Source organism: Microcoleus sp. D2_18a_B4 (assembly GCF_036702475.1).
In the GTDB taxonomy this organism is placed as follows: Bacteria; Cyanobacteriota; Cyanobacteriia; order Cyanobacteriales; family Microcoleaceae; genus Microcoleus.
Genome location: NZ_JAUBTL010000020.1, coordinates 1 through 14,589, shown reverse-complemented (window position 1 = coordinate 14,589; position 14,589 = coordinate 1). Strand labels below are relative to the sequence as shown.

General features: G+C 44.7%; 16 protein-coding genes and 3 pseudogenes. 6 read left to right on the top strand and 13 right to left on the bottom strand.

The genetic code is table 11. The features are described from left to right. Positions 1-97: 97 nt before the first annotated feature. From QUB04_RS13950 to QUB04_RS13940, 3 genes and pseudogenes are all read right to left on the bottom strand, one after another. Positions 98-313: pseudogene (locus tag QUB04_RS13950) on the bottom strand (IS701 family transposase); the annotation flags it as partial. A gap of 113 nt (positions 314-426) precedes the next feature. Then, positions 427-1,503 carry a branched-chain amino acid ABC transporter permease gene (locus QUB04_RS13945; RefSeq protein ID WP_333285073.1) on the bottom strand — a complete coding sequence of 359 codons (1,077 nt, stop codon included), beginning with the start codon at positions 1,501-1,503 and terminating at the stop codon, positions 427-429. 238 nt (positions 1,504-1,741) lie between these two features. After that, the gene (locus QUB04_RS13940) at positions 1,742-3,103 is read right to left on the bottom strand and encodes a branched-chain amino acid ABC transporter substrate-binding protein (protein ID WP_333285071.1); all 1,362 of its coding nucleotides are present in this window, start codon (positions 3,101-3,103) and stop codon (positions 1,742-1,744) included. 328 nt (positions 3,104-3,431) lie between these two features. Between QUB04_RS13940 and QUB04_RS13935 the strand changes: the two genes are divergently transcribed. Genes QUB04_RS13935 through QUB04_RS13925 form a run of 3 tightly spaced genes read left to right on the top strand, consistent with a single transcriptional unit; the run spans position 3,432 to position 4,666 of the window. After that, positions 3,432-3,728 (top strand): DUF1778 domain-containing protein, encoded by a 297-nt coding sequence (locus tag QUB04_RS13935; protein WP_333285069.1) that lies wholly within the window; start codon positions 3,432-3,434, stop codon positions 3,726-3,728. Continuing rightward, complete coding sequence (locus QUB04_RS13930; protein WP_333285067.1) at positions 3,719-4,231, top strand: GNAT family N-acetyltransferase; 513 nt, start codon at positions 3,719-3,721, stop codon at positions 4,229-4,231. The genes QUB04_RS13935 and QUB04_RS13930 overlap by 10 nt, the downstream gene beginning before the upstream one ends. Positions 4,232-4,270: 39 nt before the next feature. Beyond that, positions 4,271-4,666 carry a nucleotidyltransferase domain-containing protein gene (locus QUB04_RS13925; RefSeq protein ID WP_333285065.1) on the top strand — a complete coding sequence of 132 codons (396 nt, stop codon included), beginning with the start codon at positions 4,271-4,273 and terminating at the stop codon, positions 4,664-4,666. A gap of 83 nt (positions 4,667-4,749) precedes the next feature. Here the strand turns inward: QUB04_RS13925 and QUB04_RS13920 are convergent, their stop codons facing one another. From QUB04_RS13920 to QUB04_RS13885, 9 genes and pseudogenes are all read right to left on the bottom strand, one after another. Further along, the gene (locus QUB04_RS13920) at positions 4,750-5,238 is read right to left on the bottom strand and encodes a hypothetical protein (RefSeq protein WP_333285064.1); all 489 of its coding nucleotides are present in this window, start codon (positions 5,236-5,238) and stop codon (positions 4,750-4,752) included. A 129-nt stretch (positions 5,239-5,367) separates the two neighbouring features. Further along, positions 5,368-5,499 (bottom strand): hypothetical protein, encoded by a 132-nt coding sequence (locus QUB04_RS13915; protein ID WP_333285062.1) that lies wholly within the window; start codon positions 5,497-5,499, stop codon positions 5,368-5,370. Next, positions 5,486-6,755 (bottom strand): annotated as a pseudogene (locus QUB04_RS13910) (RNA-guided endonuclease InsQ/TnpB family protein). The gene QUB04_RS13915 and the pseudogene QUB04_RS13910 overlap by 14 nt, the downstream one beginning before the upstream one ends. After that, positions 6,746-7,219: an IS607 family transposase gene (locus QUB04_RS13905; RefSeq protein ID WP_445301056.1), complete on the bottom strand. Its 474-nt coding sequence runs from the start codon at positions 7,217-7,219 to the stop codon at positions 6,746-6,748. Before QUB04_RS13905 ends, QUB04_RS13910 begins: the two are co-directional and overlap by 10 nt. 4 nt (positions 7,220-7,223) lie before the next feature. Continuing rightward, positions 7,224-7,346, bottom strand: a complete 123-nt coding sequence (locus QUB04_RS32530; RefSeq protein ID WP_445301055.1) for a hypothetical protein — start codon at positions 7,344-7,346, stop codon at positions 7,224-7,226. A 43-nt stretch (positions 7,347-7,389) separates the two neighbouring features. Further along, complete coding sequence (locus QUB04_RS13900) at positions 7,390-8,304, bottom strand: AAA family ATPase (RefSeq protein ID WP_333285060.1); 915 nt, start codon at positions 8,302-8,304, stop codon at positions 7,390-7,392. After that, positions 8,301-8,972, bottom strand: coding sequence for a nicotinamide riboside transporter PnuC (pnuC, locus tag QUB04_RS13895; protein ID WP_333285058.1), 672 nt, complete (start codon positions 8,970-8,972; stop codon positions 8,301-8,303). Before pnuC ends, QUB04_RS13900 begins: the two co-directional genes overlap by 4 nt. A gap of 21 nt (positions 8,973-8,993) precedes the next feature. After that, positions 8,994-10,445, bottom strand: a complete 1,452-nt coding sequence (locus tag QUB04_RS13890) for an NAD(P)/FAD-dependent oxidoreductase (RefSeq protein ID WP_333285056.1) — start codon at positions 10,443-10,445, stop codon at positions 8,994-8,996. Between the two features lie 128 nt (positions 10,446-10,573). Further along, positions 10,574-11,605: a glycosyltransferase family A protein gene (locus tag QUB04_RS13885; protein ID WP_333285054.1), complete on the bottom strand. Its 1,032-nt coding sequence runs from the start codon at positions 11,603-11,605 to the stop codon at positions 10,574-10,576. A 609-nt stretch (positions 11,606-12,214) separates the two neighbouring features. Here QUB04_RS13885 and QUB04_RS13880 point away from each other — a divergent pair. Then, positions 12,215-12,679 (top strand): annotated as a pseudogene (locus tag QUB04_RS13880) (glycosyltransferase family 2 protein). Positions 12,680-12,693: 14 nt separating this feature from the next. Next, positions 12,694-13,317: a hypothetical protein gene (locus QUB04_RS13875; RefSeq protein WP_333285052.1), complete on the top strand. Its 624-nt coding sequence runs from the start codon at positions 12,694-12,696 to the stop codon at positions 13,315-13,317. Positions 13,318-13,549: 232 nt separating this feature from the next. On the opposite strand, the gene QUB04_RS13870 is transcribed toward QUB04_RS13875, so the two are convergent. Beyond that, a complete protein-coding gene (locus tag QUB04_RS13870; RefSeq protein WP_333285051.1) occupies positions 13,550-14,089 on the bottom strand; it encodes a Dps family protein in 540 nt (179 codons plus the stop codon). Between the two features lie 185 nt (positions 14,090-14,274). Here QUB04_RS13870 and QUB04_RS13865 point away from each other — a divergent pair, with 185 nt between their 5' ends. Beyond that, the gene (locus QUB04_RS13865) at positions 14,275-14,481 is read left to right on the top strand and encodes a hypothetical protein (RefSeq protein ID WP_333285049.1); all 207 of its coding nucleotides are present in this window, start codon (positions 14,275-14,277) and stop codon (positions 14,479-14,481) included. Positions 14,482-14,589: the final 108 nt, after the last annotated feature.

The following is a 14,589-nucleotide window of genomic DNA, read 5'->3' as shown; positions in this document are numbered from 1 at the left end:
TTCCCCTTGTCTTGATTTTTTGACCTTGAATCACAGCGCAACTTTAAGCAATGGCTATCAATAATATCAAATTGCTGATCGGTTGACAACCCCGTCAGGGCGCAGCAGTTAAAAAATGGTGTAATTTGTGGTAAATTACTCCGACGGCCTTTGTCGCGATCGGCGAGAGGTTTTTTCGCTCCCGAGCTCCCAATAATCCGCCTAAATAGTTCCTAAACTCCCATTTTTGGGCTTGATGACCAAAGATATCGTCAAATCTTTGACACCATTTATCAAAGCAGGGGGGCATCGCGGCGGGGGTCGTCTCTTTCATTGCTCATTCTTTAACGTTATATGCTTGCTCTTCAAGCATTAGAACTCATTTAGCTCGTATTTTTTGTTTAAGTCCCGATAAGTATCTCTTGCCATTATTTCACCCGTGCAACTTCAAACCTTCTCCTGAACATTCTCGCCCAACAAACCGCCCGGCCGAAAAGCCAAAATTACCACCAAAACCCCAAACACCCAAGCATTAGTCCAGCGACTCGACAAATACTGATCGCTCAAAGACGACAGCAACCCAATCAAAACCCCTCCTAACATCGCCCCGACAATATTGCCAATTCCCCCCAAAACCGCCGCCGTAAAAGCCCTCAAACCTGCCGTAAACCCCATCGTAAAAACAATAGTATTGTTGTACAGACCAACCAGAATCCCAGCCGAACCCGCCAAAGCTCCCCCAATCAAAAAAGTCAGAGCAATAATCTGATCCACATTAATTCCCATAATTTTAGCAGCATCGCGGCTTTGAGCAGTTGCCCGCATCGCCTTTCCCAGACGAGTGTATTGCACAAACACATGAAGCAAAACCATCAATACCACCGCCACCACCAACACAATTAAATCTTTCGTAGTAAATACAATACTCGTTTGAATTCCCAAAGCTTTGAAAATATCAACTCGCGGCAACAAATCGGGAAAGCTTTTCGGCGCAGCAGAATTAGAACCCATCACCGGAATAAAAGCTTTCAATCCTCCCCAAAACAGCCCCATATTTTGAAAAATAAAAGAAACTCCAATTGCCGAAATTAAAGGAGCTAAACGAGGAGCATTTCGCAAAGGTCGATAAGCATACTTTTCCACAACAATATTGAGTCCAGCACAAAACACCGAACATACAATTAAAGCAACTAACATCACCGGTATAGCAATAGCCAAAGGTGCGCCATCTTGCATCCCAAAAGCCCCGAAGACGGTTAGGGAAGCAAAAGCACCCAACATATACAAGTCGCCGTGAGCAAAATTGATTAACTCAATAATGCCATAAACCATAGTGTAACCCAAAGCAATAATTGCAATCAGCGCACCGTTGACAAGACCAACTAATAATTGTTGGATAAAAACTTCAGGATTGCTGACTATTTCTCCTAAGATTTTTGGTAAATCAAATCCTGCGATCGGGCCTAATAGCAAAACTATATAAACTACACCTAGATATAAGAGAATACTTTTCCAGTTTTTCATAATTATTCGTAATTGGGAATTGGAAATTGGGCATTAGGAACATTCATTCTACTCGTTTCTAGGCAGATATTAGAAACGCGGATTCGGAGGCTCTACCTCCTATTTTTCGGATCGGAAAGCCCAGCAGACCAAGAGTGACATTGGTTCCTAGGCTCTGCTTAGGAACCAGTTAAAATCACTACTGACAACAGTCAACAGTCAACAGCCAACAGTCAACTGACAACAGTCAACTGATTAATTATTCGGTCTTGAGCGCATTCACGAACTCCCACTTGCCACCTTTAACAACATTTCCTGACATTGTAGTCAAGCTCGTGTCGCCGTTGGTGTCAAAACTCCAAGTGCCGAGTACCCCGTTAAAGTCTTTAGTTGCCAAGACAGCTTCGCGGATAGCAGCGCGGTCATTTTTGCAAACTGTATTAATTGCGCCGATCGCAACTTTAGCAGCTTCATAGGCATAAGCTGCATAAGCTTCCGGTTCAGCATTATATTTTGCCTTGTAACTTTCGTACCACTTCGCGCCCGCACCAGTCAATTCTTGAGGAGGCAAGCCGCCAAAAGTAGCGTAAATTCCTTCGGCATCTTTGCCAGCCGCGTCAATTAAAGCTTGCTCTTTAATGCCGTCGGGCCCCATGAATTTAACTGCATCAGGCGTCATTCCGACATTTCTCATGTCTTTAATTATTTGTCCGGCATTGCTCTGAGTAGTGCCACCGAAGTAAATCATGTCGGGATTTAAAGCTTTGATCTTATTCATTAACGCCTTGTAGTCGCTAGCTTTAATATCAATTCCCTCTCTTCCGAGGACTTGAATCCCCAACTTTTTAGAAGTTGCTTCAAAAACATCAGCGATGCCTTTGCCGTAGAGTTCTTGGTCGTCGAGAATGTAGACTTTTTGTACGCCTAAAGATTTCGCCCAGTTGCCAGCTACAGCCCCTTGAAGGTCGTCAGCGGGGACAACGCGGGTGAAATTACGAGTGCCAGCGGGATAATAAACGTTAGGTTCTTTGGCTTCGCCTTTTCCTGGTTTAGTCAGTCCCGGATAAGTGTTGGCCGGACTGATCATGACGATGTTAGCTTGGTTGAGCACGGGAATGGAGAGTTTGGCGGCACCGGAGTTATAGTGACCGATGACGGCAACTACCGAAGCGTCAGCGACGGCTTTGTTGGAGTTCGAGGTTACTTGGGCGGGGTCCCATTTGCCGGCCGCGGCGGTGGCGTCATCGTAAACTTCGTATTGGATTTGGATTTTGCCGTCGCAAGCTTTGGAGTTGGTTTCGGCGAGGGCTTGTTGGATGCCGTTGACCATTGTTTGAGCTTGACCCAAGGCGCTGCCTGTCATCGGCAGCATGGAGACAATTTTGACAGTATTTGGGTCTCCGGGGCTGCTGACTGCGACGGGAGTGGCTGCGGGACTGGTTCCGGGGCTGCCTCCGGGAGTTGTGGCGGTGGGTGCTTGAGGATTTTGACAGCTAGCGCACAGAGAGGCTATTCCGGCGGCAAAAAGTAATTTCCGCAATCCTCCGACGCCGAGATTGTGTGTTGAGTTGATTTTTGGGGATGTGGCACTTTTGCCCCCTGACTTCTGGGAAAAGTTCATAGGTTGGTTTGTTTGTTGCTTGCGTCTTAGCATATTTTCACTGTTTTAAGTATGTAGTCAAGGGTTAGCACAAGTTTAAAAAATTTGTGTCAACTATCAAAAACAGACCTAGAAAGGCAACATCAGGACTTAGGCCGAGCGATCCTGTATCAGCGGCGGCGGGGGCTGCCCGTACAATGCGTGAGTTCACGATTCCCTCGCGGTTAACTAGATCCGCGATCGCAGATTTCAGTATATGTGTTGACATTGTGTATACAAAAAATCATAATATAAATATGCTAGGGCTACTAGCTCAAATTACTACTGTGTCTAGCCAGAGGTAACTGTTATGCACCCGCCAGCATCTGAAGAATCAGTCACCCAGACCCGCGATGTGACAATCAACATTCGAGCTAAGCCGAATCAACGCGCTGTAATCGATCGCGCGGCCCAATTACAGGGAAAGAGCCGATCGGAGTTCATGCTTGAATCAGCTTACCAAAAAGCTCAAGATGTTCTTCTAGACCGCTGTTTTTTTGGGTTAGATGAAATTAAATTTAAGCAATTTTTGGCGCTGCTGGATGCACCGCCGACGCCAAATCAGAAGCTAAACGCATTACTAAAAACAAAATCTCCGTGGGATTAGATCGAGATTTAGGCCAACTCTGCCCCCCTGAAAAACTGAACTCGTTACATCAAATTGAGACCTTTGATTCAGGCAACAGTCAGTTAGATGAATGGCTCAAGCGCCGCGCTCTGAAAAATGAGTCAGAGGGGGCTTCACGGACTTATGTTTTGTGCGATCGCCAAGCAGTCATTGCGTACTATTGTCTTGCAAATGGAGCAATAGCACAAACTACTGCAACGGGTAAAGTCCGGCGCAATATGCCCGATCCGATTCCTGTTATGGTGATTGGACGGCTTGCCTGCGATCGCAACTGGCAAGGCCTCGGCATCGGACGCGCTTTGCTGCGGGATGCAATTCTTCGCACTTTGCAAGCTGCTGAGATTGCAGGGATACGGGCAATTCTCGTACACGCTATCTCCGAAGATGCGAAGCAGTTTTATCAGAAGTGCGGGTTTACTGTTTCGCCGATCGATCCGATGACACTCATGGTGAAAGTTAGCGATGCCATTGCTTCACTTTAGCTCAGACATTATTTGCTCTCGTTGGAGGTTGACTCGCGGATGATTGAGTTGCAATCAGATTTAGAATATGTAGTGACCGATCGATTAAAAGTCTCTCTGGATGCGATCGCGCAATTTTGCCAGCGCTGGAACATTGTCGAGTTTGCCCTGTTTGGCTCAGTGCTGCGGGATGATTTTCGCCCTGATAGCGATGTGGATGTATTAGTTACTTACGAGCCATCCCACCGCCTCACGCTGTCTCATTTATTGAGTATGCAGGAAGAGATAGAGGATTTATTTCACCGTTCTGTAGATTTGGTGGAAAAAAAGCTGTTAAAAAATCCCTATCGGCGATCGAACATTTTGAAAACCTATCGAGTGATTTATGCAAGCGGGATATCATGCCCGGTCAAATTCCTCCGCTTAGCGCTTGAGGGCGATCGATCCGGTTTGTAGTGAGGACTTTAGTCCTTCGATCCTGCGGACTAAAGTCCTCACTACAAACTAATCTTAATCGAGCTCATTCAATCGGACATCAACTACGGTAGCTGACCTAATTTTTGAGTAAGAATCCCTACAGCCACTTCGTAATCCTTTCCGAGGAGGTAAGCGAAATGATAATAGCTGGCAAGATAGAAATCGCAACCAAACTTCTGATAGCGATCGCATATCGCCAGAAATCCATAACGGGCATCGCTGGGCTTTGTGAACCAATCACGATGGTAAGAGTCCTGAAGAAACAGGGTGAGTGTCTGTTGGTCAGCACTCGGAATCAATCGAATGGGATGGATGCTGGCATGGTGCGATCGCGGCACTGGCAGCAGCAGGTTATACTCTTGGACTGTGAGAAAATCTGCCAGACTATCTTCGGATATCTCAAAGTAGGATTGCTGCGGTAACTTCAGAAAATGGTGCCACGCCATCCAAAATTCGTGTTTGCTGTCAAATCCTGGATCGATATCTAATCGCCACTGTCGATCCTGACATAAATCATCGAGAACATCTTGGGGCAAATCCGTGAGTTTCATGAGTCGTTTCCCTGCAATCCTTTGAACCGCCTAGTTCGACTATTCTAATAGATATCTAGAGAAGCAAGAGATATTTCAAAAGAGCGATCGCCCGCAAATAAAAGGTGCGCGCTCGCACTCCACTTATTCCTAATTCTCTCGCTCCTTTAACGGTTCAAACACCAACAGTGAATCGATCGCCCGTAGAGCCTCCGACATTCGCAACTCGTGCGTTCCTCCCACAGTAATATAGCTGGTAAAAGTATAGTCATTTATAGACATGAGAGGCTTCAAGTCCCTCTCCCTTTGCTTTTACTTTAAGCGGATTGACCCTTCTTAAGCTGAACTACGCAGCTCCCTATCCCATCGCTGAACGCATTTGGGATTGCTTTTCTGAGAATATTGTAAGCACCATTCACGTCAGAATTGATCAACTGACCAGTCGAGGTTTTGTACAAACCTCGCTTAATCCGTTTCCCGGTAAAGACAGGTTCTGTTTCTGTCTCCCCATAAACAGGAATTGAATCTAATCCTAAAAAATTCGCTCTGGATGTGTATGATTCCTCCTGCACAATTACCTTAATTCCAACTAGAAAAGCTTTGTACTCCAACATCTCAATTAATCGAGCGTGAGGAATACTGACAAAGTTTTGGTTAGTCTGCTTTCCGAGATTAATATCGGTTTTCCACTGTACATTCTTACCGATTACTAGCGTCCCAATTTTTTGCGCGACCAAGACATCGACAATCGTGCGACTTGCTTGATGCAAGTAATTGTCTACTTTTTGATTGCGGCAGCGAGTTAATCGCTGAATACGAGGTGAAGTCTTGCGGTTCCCTTTCAATTGTGATTGCAGTTTTGAAGAACGCTTATTATAGAACTGGTTGATCGATTTCAATGGTCGCCCGTTAATCAACAGCGGGACAAAACCCGGTCGATTTGAAGTTAGCGCCGCTAAATTATTCAGTCCTAAATCAATACTGGCTGCAAAGTCATTCTCTTGGGTGGCGGACTCCGGCTCGTCATAAATTACCTCCACTACATAAGAATCACATTTTGGAACCAACCTAATTTGACAAATCCGGTTAGGGTTGACTTTAGTCTTAATTGAAAGTTCAGTACCGGAAAGTTTGATAATTCCGCTTCTCAACTGCTTACTGCTAATCGCCTGAATCGTATATACAAGAAGGTTTCGACCCTTAAGCTTATCTTTGTACTTTGGTAGTTTTGGCCGACCAGTGAATTTAGAAGAGTCGGCTTTGTAGGCTTTAGCTGCTTCAAAAAATGACTTCCAATTCTTATCTAGCACCATCAATATTTGTTGACTCACTTTGGCAGGTAAAGCCTTGTATGCCTCGTGAAACTTCATCAATCGATTCATCTCGTTGTAACCGACATAGCCCCATCCATAAATAAAGTTCTGGCGAATGACGTAGTTAGCGGCATTGTACAGATTCTTGGATTTAAAAGCTAGTTGGTCAATTTCGGCAAAACGGGATTCTGTTGATTTAATGATATGCCTTTCTGCTAATTGCATTCAGCACCTCCATCTTTCAACTCGGCAATTATCTTTTCCGTTTTTCTGCTAGCGCGTCGCTCTCCGTAAAGTCGAGCAGCAAAGCTAGTAACTATAGCCACTAAGTCTTGCATTAACTCATCTTTTCCATTTTCTGCTAAGTTGACTATCTCTAACCTAACTCCCAACCGTAGTAATAAAACATCTAGATAATTTGTGCCAAAGCGAGCCAAACGGTCTTTGTGTTCAACTAATAAAATGTCGTAGTCATCTTGTTGCAGTAGGGACTCTAACTGTTTTCGGTGGTCGTTCAATCCGCTGCCCATTTCTTTGACATTTTTAACAATTTGATAGCCGTTAGCAATGGCGTACTCAGTTAACCTCTCCGATTGACGGTTGAGGTTATCTTTGTTTTCTGAAGATGAGACTCGACTGTAAATAGCGACTCGGTTCTTCTTGACCTGGCTTGATGGCGATTGTGGCAAGTAGTCAACTATAATCAGGCCGCTTTCCGTTTGCCGTGCCGGATGTGGCAGTTTGTTTGCCTTCCACGCCTAGCCATGCTGTTGTGTAACTTATGCCTATTGCCTTGGCGTAGTCAGGTAGTTTCATTTTGACCTCCTGACTACATAATACTACCATCGCCCATTACTGCTTATAAACTTAATGAAGTTTTACAATACCGCTTTCCTTTCTTCTGAAGAATCTCAAAAAACCACTGGTGCATAGTCATTCGTAAATGTTCGCTTTCTCGCGTTCCATCCTGAACAAACCCGAAATCTGGCTGAGTCAAAATATACAAATCGTAGTGGCGGCTGTCTGCTATTTGCTCGACCATCGGGTGTTCTGAACCAAGGTAACGGTTGTGCCAAATACAAGTAGCTAAAGAATCTGTATCGCAGATAACGACTTTGTTAGCGCGAGTAGCAATATCGTCTTCTATAGCAGCTTGTTTCTTGGCAATTTCTACAAATTCATAGCTGTCCCAAATTTCAGGATCGGGCGAATATTGCCTACCTTCCCAGTAACACCTGCCGTATTCGGGAACCCAAGCAGTTTGGTAGTGCTGTGCGAGCGATCGTGCCAGGGTAGTCGTGCCGCTCGATTCTACACCCAGCACGCAGACTCGTTTGGCAAAGTAGGCTTTGGCTGGGGGAGTCAGCATTTGCCAGTGTTCGGCTAAGTGCGATCGCAATTGCGTTCCCGAAATCGGGAATTTGAGCCGTTCGCGATCGACTGCACAGTGTTGAGATCCCATCAGTTTTGCCCAAGGTTCGCCGTAATCTTCTGAAGAAAAAGCGATATCGGGTTTTCGCCCAGAAAGCACCTCAAGAGTCCTCTGAGCCCAAGGTTCGGGGGCTTCCGGCAAATCGTCGAGCACTTCGATAACTTCTGCATCGGGATGCAAAAACCGAATCCAGTCGGCTCTAACGCTTCCTGCAACTGCTTGATTTGTTTTATAACAGGCGAGAACGATTAAACGGTCAACCTTTTTTTTAGCTTCTCGAATTAAGTAGTCGTGTCCTTTGTGGAAGGGGTAAAATTTGCCTACAGTAACACCGAGTATCATAAAGATTGCTGCTGTTTTAACTTTTGTTCCGAGTAAATCCGCTGAAAATTTTGCAGTCCCAAAATTGCCATCAAGCAAAATATCGCGTACAAAATACTCGTCAGATATAGCCCGCGCGAGGCATACAAGGGAACGTAAATCGTGTCTGCAACAATCCACAAATACCAGCTTTCGAGATAGCGTTCCATCAGATACAACTGGGCGATCGCGCTTAAGATGGTGGTCAGGGCGTCCCAAAATGGTGCCGCACCGCCCAAATATACTAATACTGTTCGCAAGCCAAATACGCCAACTGTAACTAAGACTGTGGTGAGGATGAGCCAGCGTTGATCCATGCGAGATACAGGTTTTTCTTTGCTGTTTTCGCCACCCCGCAGCCAAATATAAATTGCTTGGAAGCTAGTGATCAAATAGAAGGATTGAAGCGCAACTTCGCCGTAAAGTTTAACTTGATAAAACACCGCAGCGTAGGCGATAACTCCGATTAAGCCGATCCACCAGCCTAGGGGATTGTTTTTAGCAAGCAGCCAAACGCTCCAAGCAGAAGCGATCGCGGCTATCGCTTCGATTAAGTCGAGTTGGATAGGGACAAACCACTGCACTGAAAGCAGGAGCACGAAGATGCTTGCTGCGAAGCCGATTAAGTTTGGCAGGTTCCCTTTTTTCATGGCAATCCCTATCTCGGCTGGCTATATTGACTGCGAAATCAAATCCGAATCCTTTTTGTCCTTGGAGCGATCGACACTAAAATCTTCATAGTACGATCGCTCAGTATTCACATCCCACAAATCGTGCTTTTCGCCGAGAATATTTCTCACAGCCAGCATCCCCGTCAGCATGGAATGGTCTTGGTTGTTGTATCGGTGCATACCGTTTCGCCCGATCGTCTGCAAATTCTCAAATCCCTTCAAAAAACCTTCAAGTACCTGCAAATGTCCTCGATATTCCCCATCATAAACGGGATAAGCTTTAAGTTGCCGTATGACAACTCCATCTTCCACCTCAGCAGTGGTTGCTAACCCCAAACCCACCAACTCGCGAGTTGCTAATTCGATAAGTTCCGCGTCCGACATTTCCCAAATCTCGTCGCCTACGCTACAGAAATATTCCATTCCTAAACAACTTTTGCTGGCATCGGGAACTAAAGCGGCGCTCCAATTTTTAAAGTTTTGAATTCGTCCAACTTTGGCTTCGGGGGAGTGAATGTAAATCCAGTTGTCAGGAAACAAATCCTTGCGATCTACAATCAGCGCTACAATCAAAAAATCTCGATATTTGAGCGATCGCGCGGCGTGCAATACCTCTTCGGGGGGCTGCGGTTTCATTCTTGCTACCAGCGCCGATATCGGCATACTCGTAATGAAATTATCAGCAGAATATTGAACTAATTCTCCGTTTTGCTCCGCAGTAATACTTTTAATCGTATTACCTTCACGCTCAAAGCTAATCACTTTAGTATCGAGATAAACCTTGCCGTCTTTATTCTCCACAGCTTCCGCGAACTTTTCCCACATCATCCCCGGCCCCAAGGCCGGATAATCAAACTCTTTGATTAATGTTTTAGTGTCGTTGCTGCCAAACAAAGCATTAATAATTGCTGTCGTCAGCGACAATCCTTTAATCCGCTGCGCCGCCCAATCTGCTTGAATTTCCGAACAAGGAATGCCCCAAACTTTTTCAGTGTAAGTCTTAAAAAATGTTTTGTACAAGCGTTCCCCAAAACGATTGATCACCCATTGTTCAAAAGTTTTTTCTTCCGTAAGTGGCCAAATTTTCACTTTCAGATAGCTCAAAATAATGAGCGTACTCTCAATTATCCCCAAATTAAAGAGAGTATTGAAGGCACTGATTGGATAGTTAAAAAATTTACCTCGATAAAAAATTCGCGACAATCGTGGCACTTTAATAAACTCATTTCCCAGCACCTCTTGCCACAACTGCTGCACGGCTTCAACTTTAGTATAAAAGCGGTGGCCGCCAATGTCGAAACGATAGCCTTTGTAGGTTTCTGTGCGAGCTATTCCCCCAACTTTATCACCTTTTTCTAGTACAACAGGGATGATGCCTTGCTTGACTAGCTCGTAGGCAGCAGTCAAGCCCGCAGGGCCTGCACCGACGATCGCAACAGGATAATGTTTCACTCAGCCTACCTCCAGCTTTTTTATCCAAACTATACAGTTATTTATAACTTGTCACAGTGATAGATGCACCCGTGAATACCCTGAGAAACTCTCGATCGACCTGATGTTTAAGCACAATTTGCCTTGATTTATTGAGCGGATACCGGCAAACTAACTTTGCCAGTCACAGGCTTTTTTTGGTATAAGTAGCGACCCGTGCCGATCGCGAATGCCAGTCCGCTGTAAAAGTAGAAAAGCCAGTGCCACGGAATAGTTTTCAGGGCAAATAGGATACCGTGTTTACGGTGAAAAAATCGGTAAAGCGGTGCATTAATTGCTACCAGCGGTATTGCCAGCAAACCAGCCAGTAGGAGAAAGCTCAGCGACCAGCACGTCCCCAAAATTGCCAGCAGCACTGCATAAGTTAAAATCACGCTGATGCGGTTTGAAACTTGCAAGTTGAGGTCGTTATTCAATTGGCGATCGCGCCAAATCAGTTCTGTCCAAGGCAGTGCTCGGTAGAAAAAGTCAGCTTTCACCATACCCATAGGTTTCCACCGCTTTAAATGCTTCACCTGCAATGTTTTGCACAGCCGAATGTTATAACCTGCTTGTTTCAAACGGTAGCCGAACTCAATATCTTCGATCGAAGCTTGGCGGTAACTCTCATTAAAGCCGCCCATCTGCAAAAAAATTTCCCGGCGAATCACTCCGCAAGCGCCCCAAAAAGTCGAAGCTTCTTCGTTACCTGTTTGGTGCACGTAGTGGTGCAGCAAGTTCCTGTACTGCGATAGAAAATCAGGATCTCCGGGAGCATCGTCGTAAGAGCCGATGAAAGCAGCTAAGTAGGGATTATTTTTGAACACCGATATCGCATAGCCCACAGCTTCTGGACAAACAGCGACATCAGCATCCACAAAAAACAGAATATCTCCCTTTGCAGCCTGGGCACCCAAATTCCTGGCTCGCGCTGGCCCTCCGCATTCGGGAATCCTGATCACTTTGGCGCCGAATTCCTGGGCCAGACGCCAGGAACCGTCGCTTTCGCCATCTGCTACTACAATAATCTCGATCGGCCTGGGCACAGTTTGAGCCAGTTTTGACAAACAGGTGCGGAAGTAAGCGCCCCCGTTGTGGACTGGGATAATAACGGATACAGTGGGGTCGGCGGTAGAAATCATTACCTAAATTGTTTAAATTGCAGGGTCTAAAATTTGCTGGATTTTTATTGGTGCTACTTTACGAAGGGTAAAATTAGCTCTACTTTTTTATTTATAACTCGATTTCTGTTTGTCTTCAACTAGATTTTTTGCTGGTATTCTCGATTTGATTTTTCCCATTCTTACCTCTATTTTACGCCATATCTTGCTGAGACTGACCTGATGTAGACAACAGCTTTACAAAATCTTTATATATATCATTGTTTGTGTAAAGTTGGGAAAAAGCCCCAGCAGCATTCTGGTGCGGCTCTGTTGCAATGCACAAGACTTTGATTTTATAAGTAGGCACACCGTATAAAATCAAACATCGTTTATACGGATACCCGCGAACTGTCAAAACTGGCGCGGTACAATTTCTTTTACAGACCTCATCAGTGAGTGACTCCTGCACCAAGTCTCGATCGCGACTGCGGACTCAGTGCACACTTTATGGCTTTTGGCAATATATATTTTTAAATATACGTCTTAAAATTTCCGACGCTGTACGATCGAGCTTTCGTAATTTGCTAACATACCCTTAGCTAGCTCCCTTTGAGCCAAAACTTTTACCTAAACCATTTTTTATATTACATGAACACCTCCCAAAACACTTTAAATCAGCCATTAGTTTCAGTCATCATACCAGCTTTCAACGCTGAAACTTTTATTGCTAGAACATTAGAATCTGTTTTATCTCAAACTTATCAAAACATAGAAGTTTTAGTAGTTGACGACGGCTCTACAGATACAACAGCCGAAATCGTCCAATCTTTTGCTCAAAAAAATAGCTGAGTCAGCTTATTCCAACAGTCAAATGCCGGCGTCGCCGTCGCTCGCAACCTAGCAATTGAGAAATCAAAAGGCGAATATATTGCTCCCATCGATGCCGACGATATTTGGTATCCGCAAAACCTAGAAAAACAAGTCGAATGCTTAATTAAATCAGAACCATCCGTAGGAATAGTCTATTCCTGGTCACTTGATATCAACGAAAAAGACTTATTCACAGGGGGTTTTACAACTCCACTGTCGAAGGAGAAGTATACAAAGCTTTAGTTTATAAATATTTTATGGGTAATGCTAGCTCATCTCTGATCCGCCGTATTTGTTTCGAGAGAGTCGGCGGCTACAATTGCCAATTGAAAGCCGAAAACGCCCAAGGCTGCGAAGACTTGGAACTTTTTATCCGCATCGCTGAGCATTATCAATTTAAAGTAGTGCCAGAATTTTTAGTTGGCTACCGACAGATTTCCAGCAGTATGTCTTGCAACTATGCAGCAATGGCAAAATCTCACTCTATAATTATGGCAGATGTCCGGGAGCGGCATCCTGAAATTCCTGCCAATATTTATCGCTGGTCTAGCAGCAGTTTTTATATATACAATTTAGCCGTTAAAAGCAACCGTAACGGCAACCATCGCAGTACATTATTCTGGCTATATCGAGCTTTTAGAGAAGATTCATTGATGACTCTTTTACGCCACAATTTGTACATTTTATCAATAGAAAGTATATTAAAAATAATACTTCCACCGCCAACTGGATCGGGGTTAGAGTTAAAACAAGCATCAGAATCGAGTGAGGGGACGACACTTGCTAGGATTGAGACGCGAACCAAAGTTCACAAAATACTGCCGTCGCAGGTATATGAAAGAATGCGGTTCAATAGTTTAGCCAATCCAAAATCTAAATAAACCCAACCTTGAAAAACCCGGTTTTTTGAATAAACCGGGTTTTTGAGGAAGCTAGAGGGCGCTTAATTCTGCCTGCTTGGTCGCTCAAGAATCAGGAAAGAGGGTTAAATAAAAAAATCTCAATTTTCCATGCTTCCTTCTTCCGACAGACATCGGACTGACATCCGTTACATCCGTTACATCCGTTACAAAATCCGTTGCCGAACTTCCTTCTTCCTTCTACTTAATCTCTCTAAGCGTGAGAAGCTGTAGCAGTTTGAGCTTTCGGCTGCTGACCGTCTGGCGAAAGGGACTCCCCTTCAATAAACGATCGCAACATCCAAGCCATTTGCTCGTGCTGTTCCATCAAACCCGTCAAAAAGTCTGCGGTTCCGTCATCCTTAAACTCTTCACCGCACTGTTCGACGTGTTGGCGGAGATTGCGAATAATCAGTTCGTGGTCGTCAACTAAACGCGATACCATTTCCGTAGCCAAAGGCAAATCGCCGATATGTTCTTGAATCGAGCCGTACTTCAGAAAACCCTCAGCAGTACCAATTGGATAGCCACCTAAAGTTCTCACCCGTTCAGCCATAGCATCGATATTTAGTGTTAACGCCTGATAGTGTTCTTCCCACAACTGGTGGAGCGATCTAAACTGTGGGCCAACTACATCCCAGTGATACTTTTTGGTTTTGATTAACAGCAGATAAGCATCTGCCAGGTCGTGATTCAATAGTTCGATAACGCCTGCACGTTGCTCGTCAGATAGACCTATGTTTAACTTACGCATTGAAAATTGTTCCTTCAAATCTAACTTTACATTTATTAGAACAAATTACGCCAGCAACTTACATCAACCCAGAGGACGATCGAAGACGATCGCACTTTAGTAAAATATCTGCATTTAAGGTTAAAGTAATCGCAATATAGATACCCTTAGATAGATGCCATGAAACTTATTGTTCTGGAGTGCCTTTGGTTGGCAAACACAGGGAGGGGGCTGCAGGTAATCCCCCGCTCAATCCCGCTAGAGAAAAAGGCTGCACTCTGATTGCTAGTAAAAATCAAGGAATTTATGTCCCAGTTAACCAACATCCCACAGAATTAAGTGTGTGGGCTGCTTTAATTGACGGCATAGGGGACTTGGAATTAAATATAACCCCAGTTATCCTAGAAGGCTAGGAAACAGATTTTCTGACATGAGCGGTGCTGACCGACACTTTTTCGCTAACAAATGCTAACAAACGTATAAGTTAAGAGAGTCTCTCAACAAAGGCGTGTCAACCAATG

Excerpts from the sequence above, each read along its gene's own strand:
- QUB04_RS13940 (WP_333285071.1), bottom strand. The coding sequence starts at position 3,103 with ATGAACTTTTCCCAGAAGTCAGGGGGCAAAAGTGCCACATCCCCAAAA.
- QUB04_RS13945 (WP_333285073.1), bottom strand. The coding sequence starts at position 1,503 with ATGAAAAACTGGAAAAGTATTCTCTTATATCTAGGTGTAGTTTATATA.
- QUB04_RS13885 (WP_333285054.1), bottom strand. The coding sequence starts at position 11,605 with ATGATTTCTACCGCCGACCCCACTGTATCCGTTATTATCCCAGTCCAC.
- QUB04_RS13920 (WP_333285064.1), bottom strand. The coding sequence starts at position 5,238 with ATGAAACTCACGGATTTGCCCCAAGATGTTCTCGATGATTTATGTCAG.
- QUB04_RS13870 (WP_333285051.1), bottom strand. The coding sequence starts at position 14,089 with ATGCGTAAGTTAAACATAGGTCTATCTGACGAGCAACGTGCAGGCGTT.
- pnuC (WP_333285058.1), bottom strand. The coding sequence starts at position 8,972 with ATGAAAAAAGGGAACCTGCCAAACTTAATCGGCTTCGCAGCAAGCATC.
- QUB04_RS13915 (WP_333285062.1), bottom strand. The coding sequence starts at position 5,499 with ATGTCTATAAATGACTATACTTTTACCAGCTATATTACTGTGGGAGGA.
- QUB04_RS13875 (WP_333285052.1), top strand. The coding sequence starts at position 12,694 with ATGGGTAATGCTAGCTCATCTCTGATCCGCCGTATTTGTTTCGAGAGA.
- QUB04_RS13935 (WP_333285069.1), top strand. The coding sequence starts at position 3,432 with ATGCACCCGCCAGCATCTGAAGAATCAGTCACCCAGACCCGCGATGTG.
- QUB04_RS13925 (WP_333285065.1), top strand. The coding sequence starts at position 4,271 with ATGATTGAGTTGCAATCAGATTTAGAATATGTAGTGACCGATCGATTA.
- QUB04_RS13900 (WP_333285060.1), bottom strand. The coding sequence starts at position 8,304 with ATGATACTCGGTGTTACTGTAGGCAAATTTTACCCCTTCCACAAAGGA.
- QUB04_RS32530 (WP_445301055.1), bottom strand. The coding sequence starts at position 7,346 with ATGAAACTACCTGACTACGCCAAGGCAATAGGCATAAGTTACACAACA.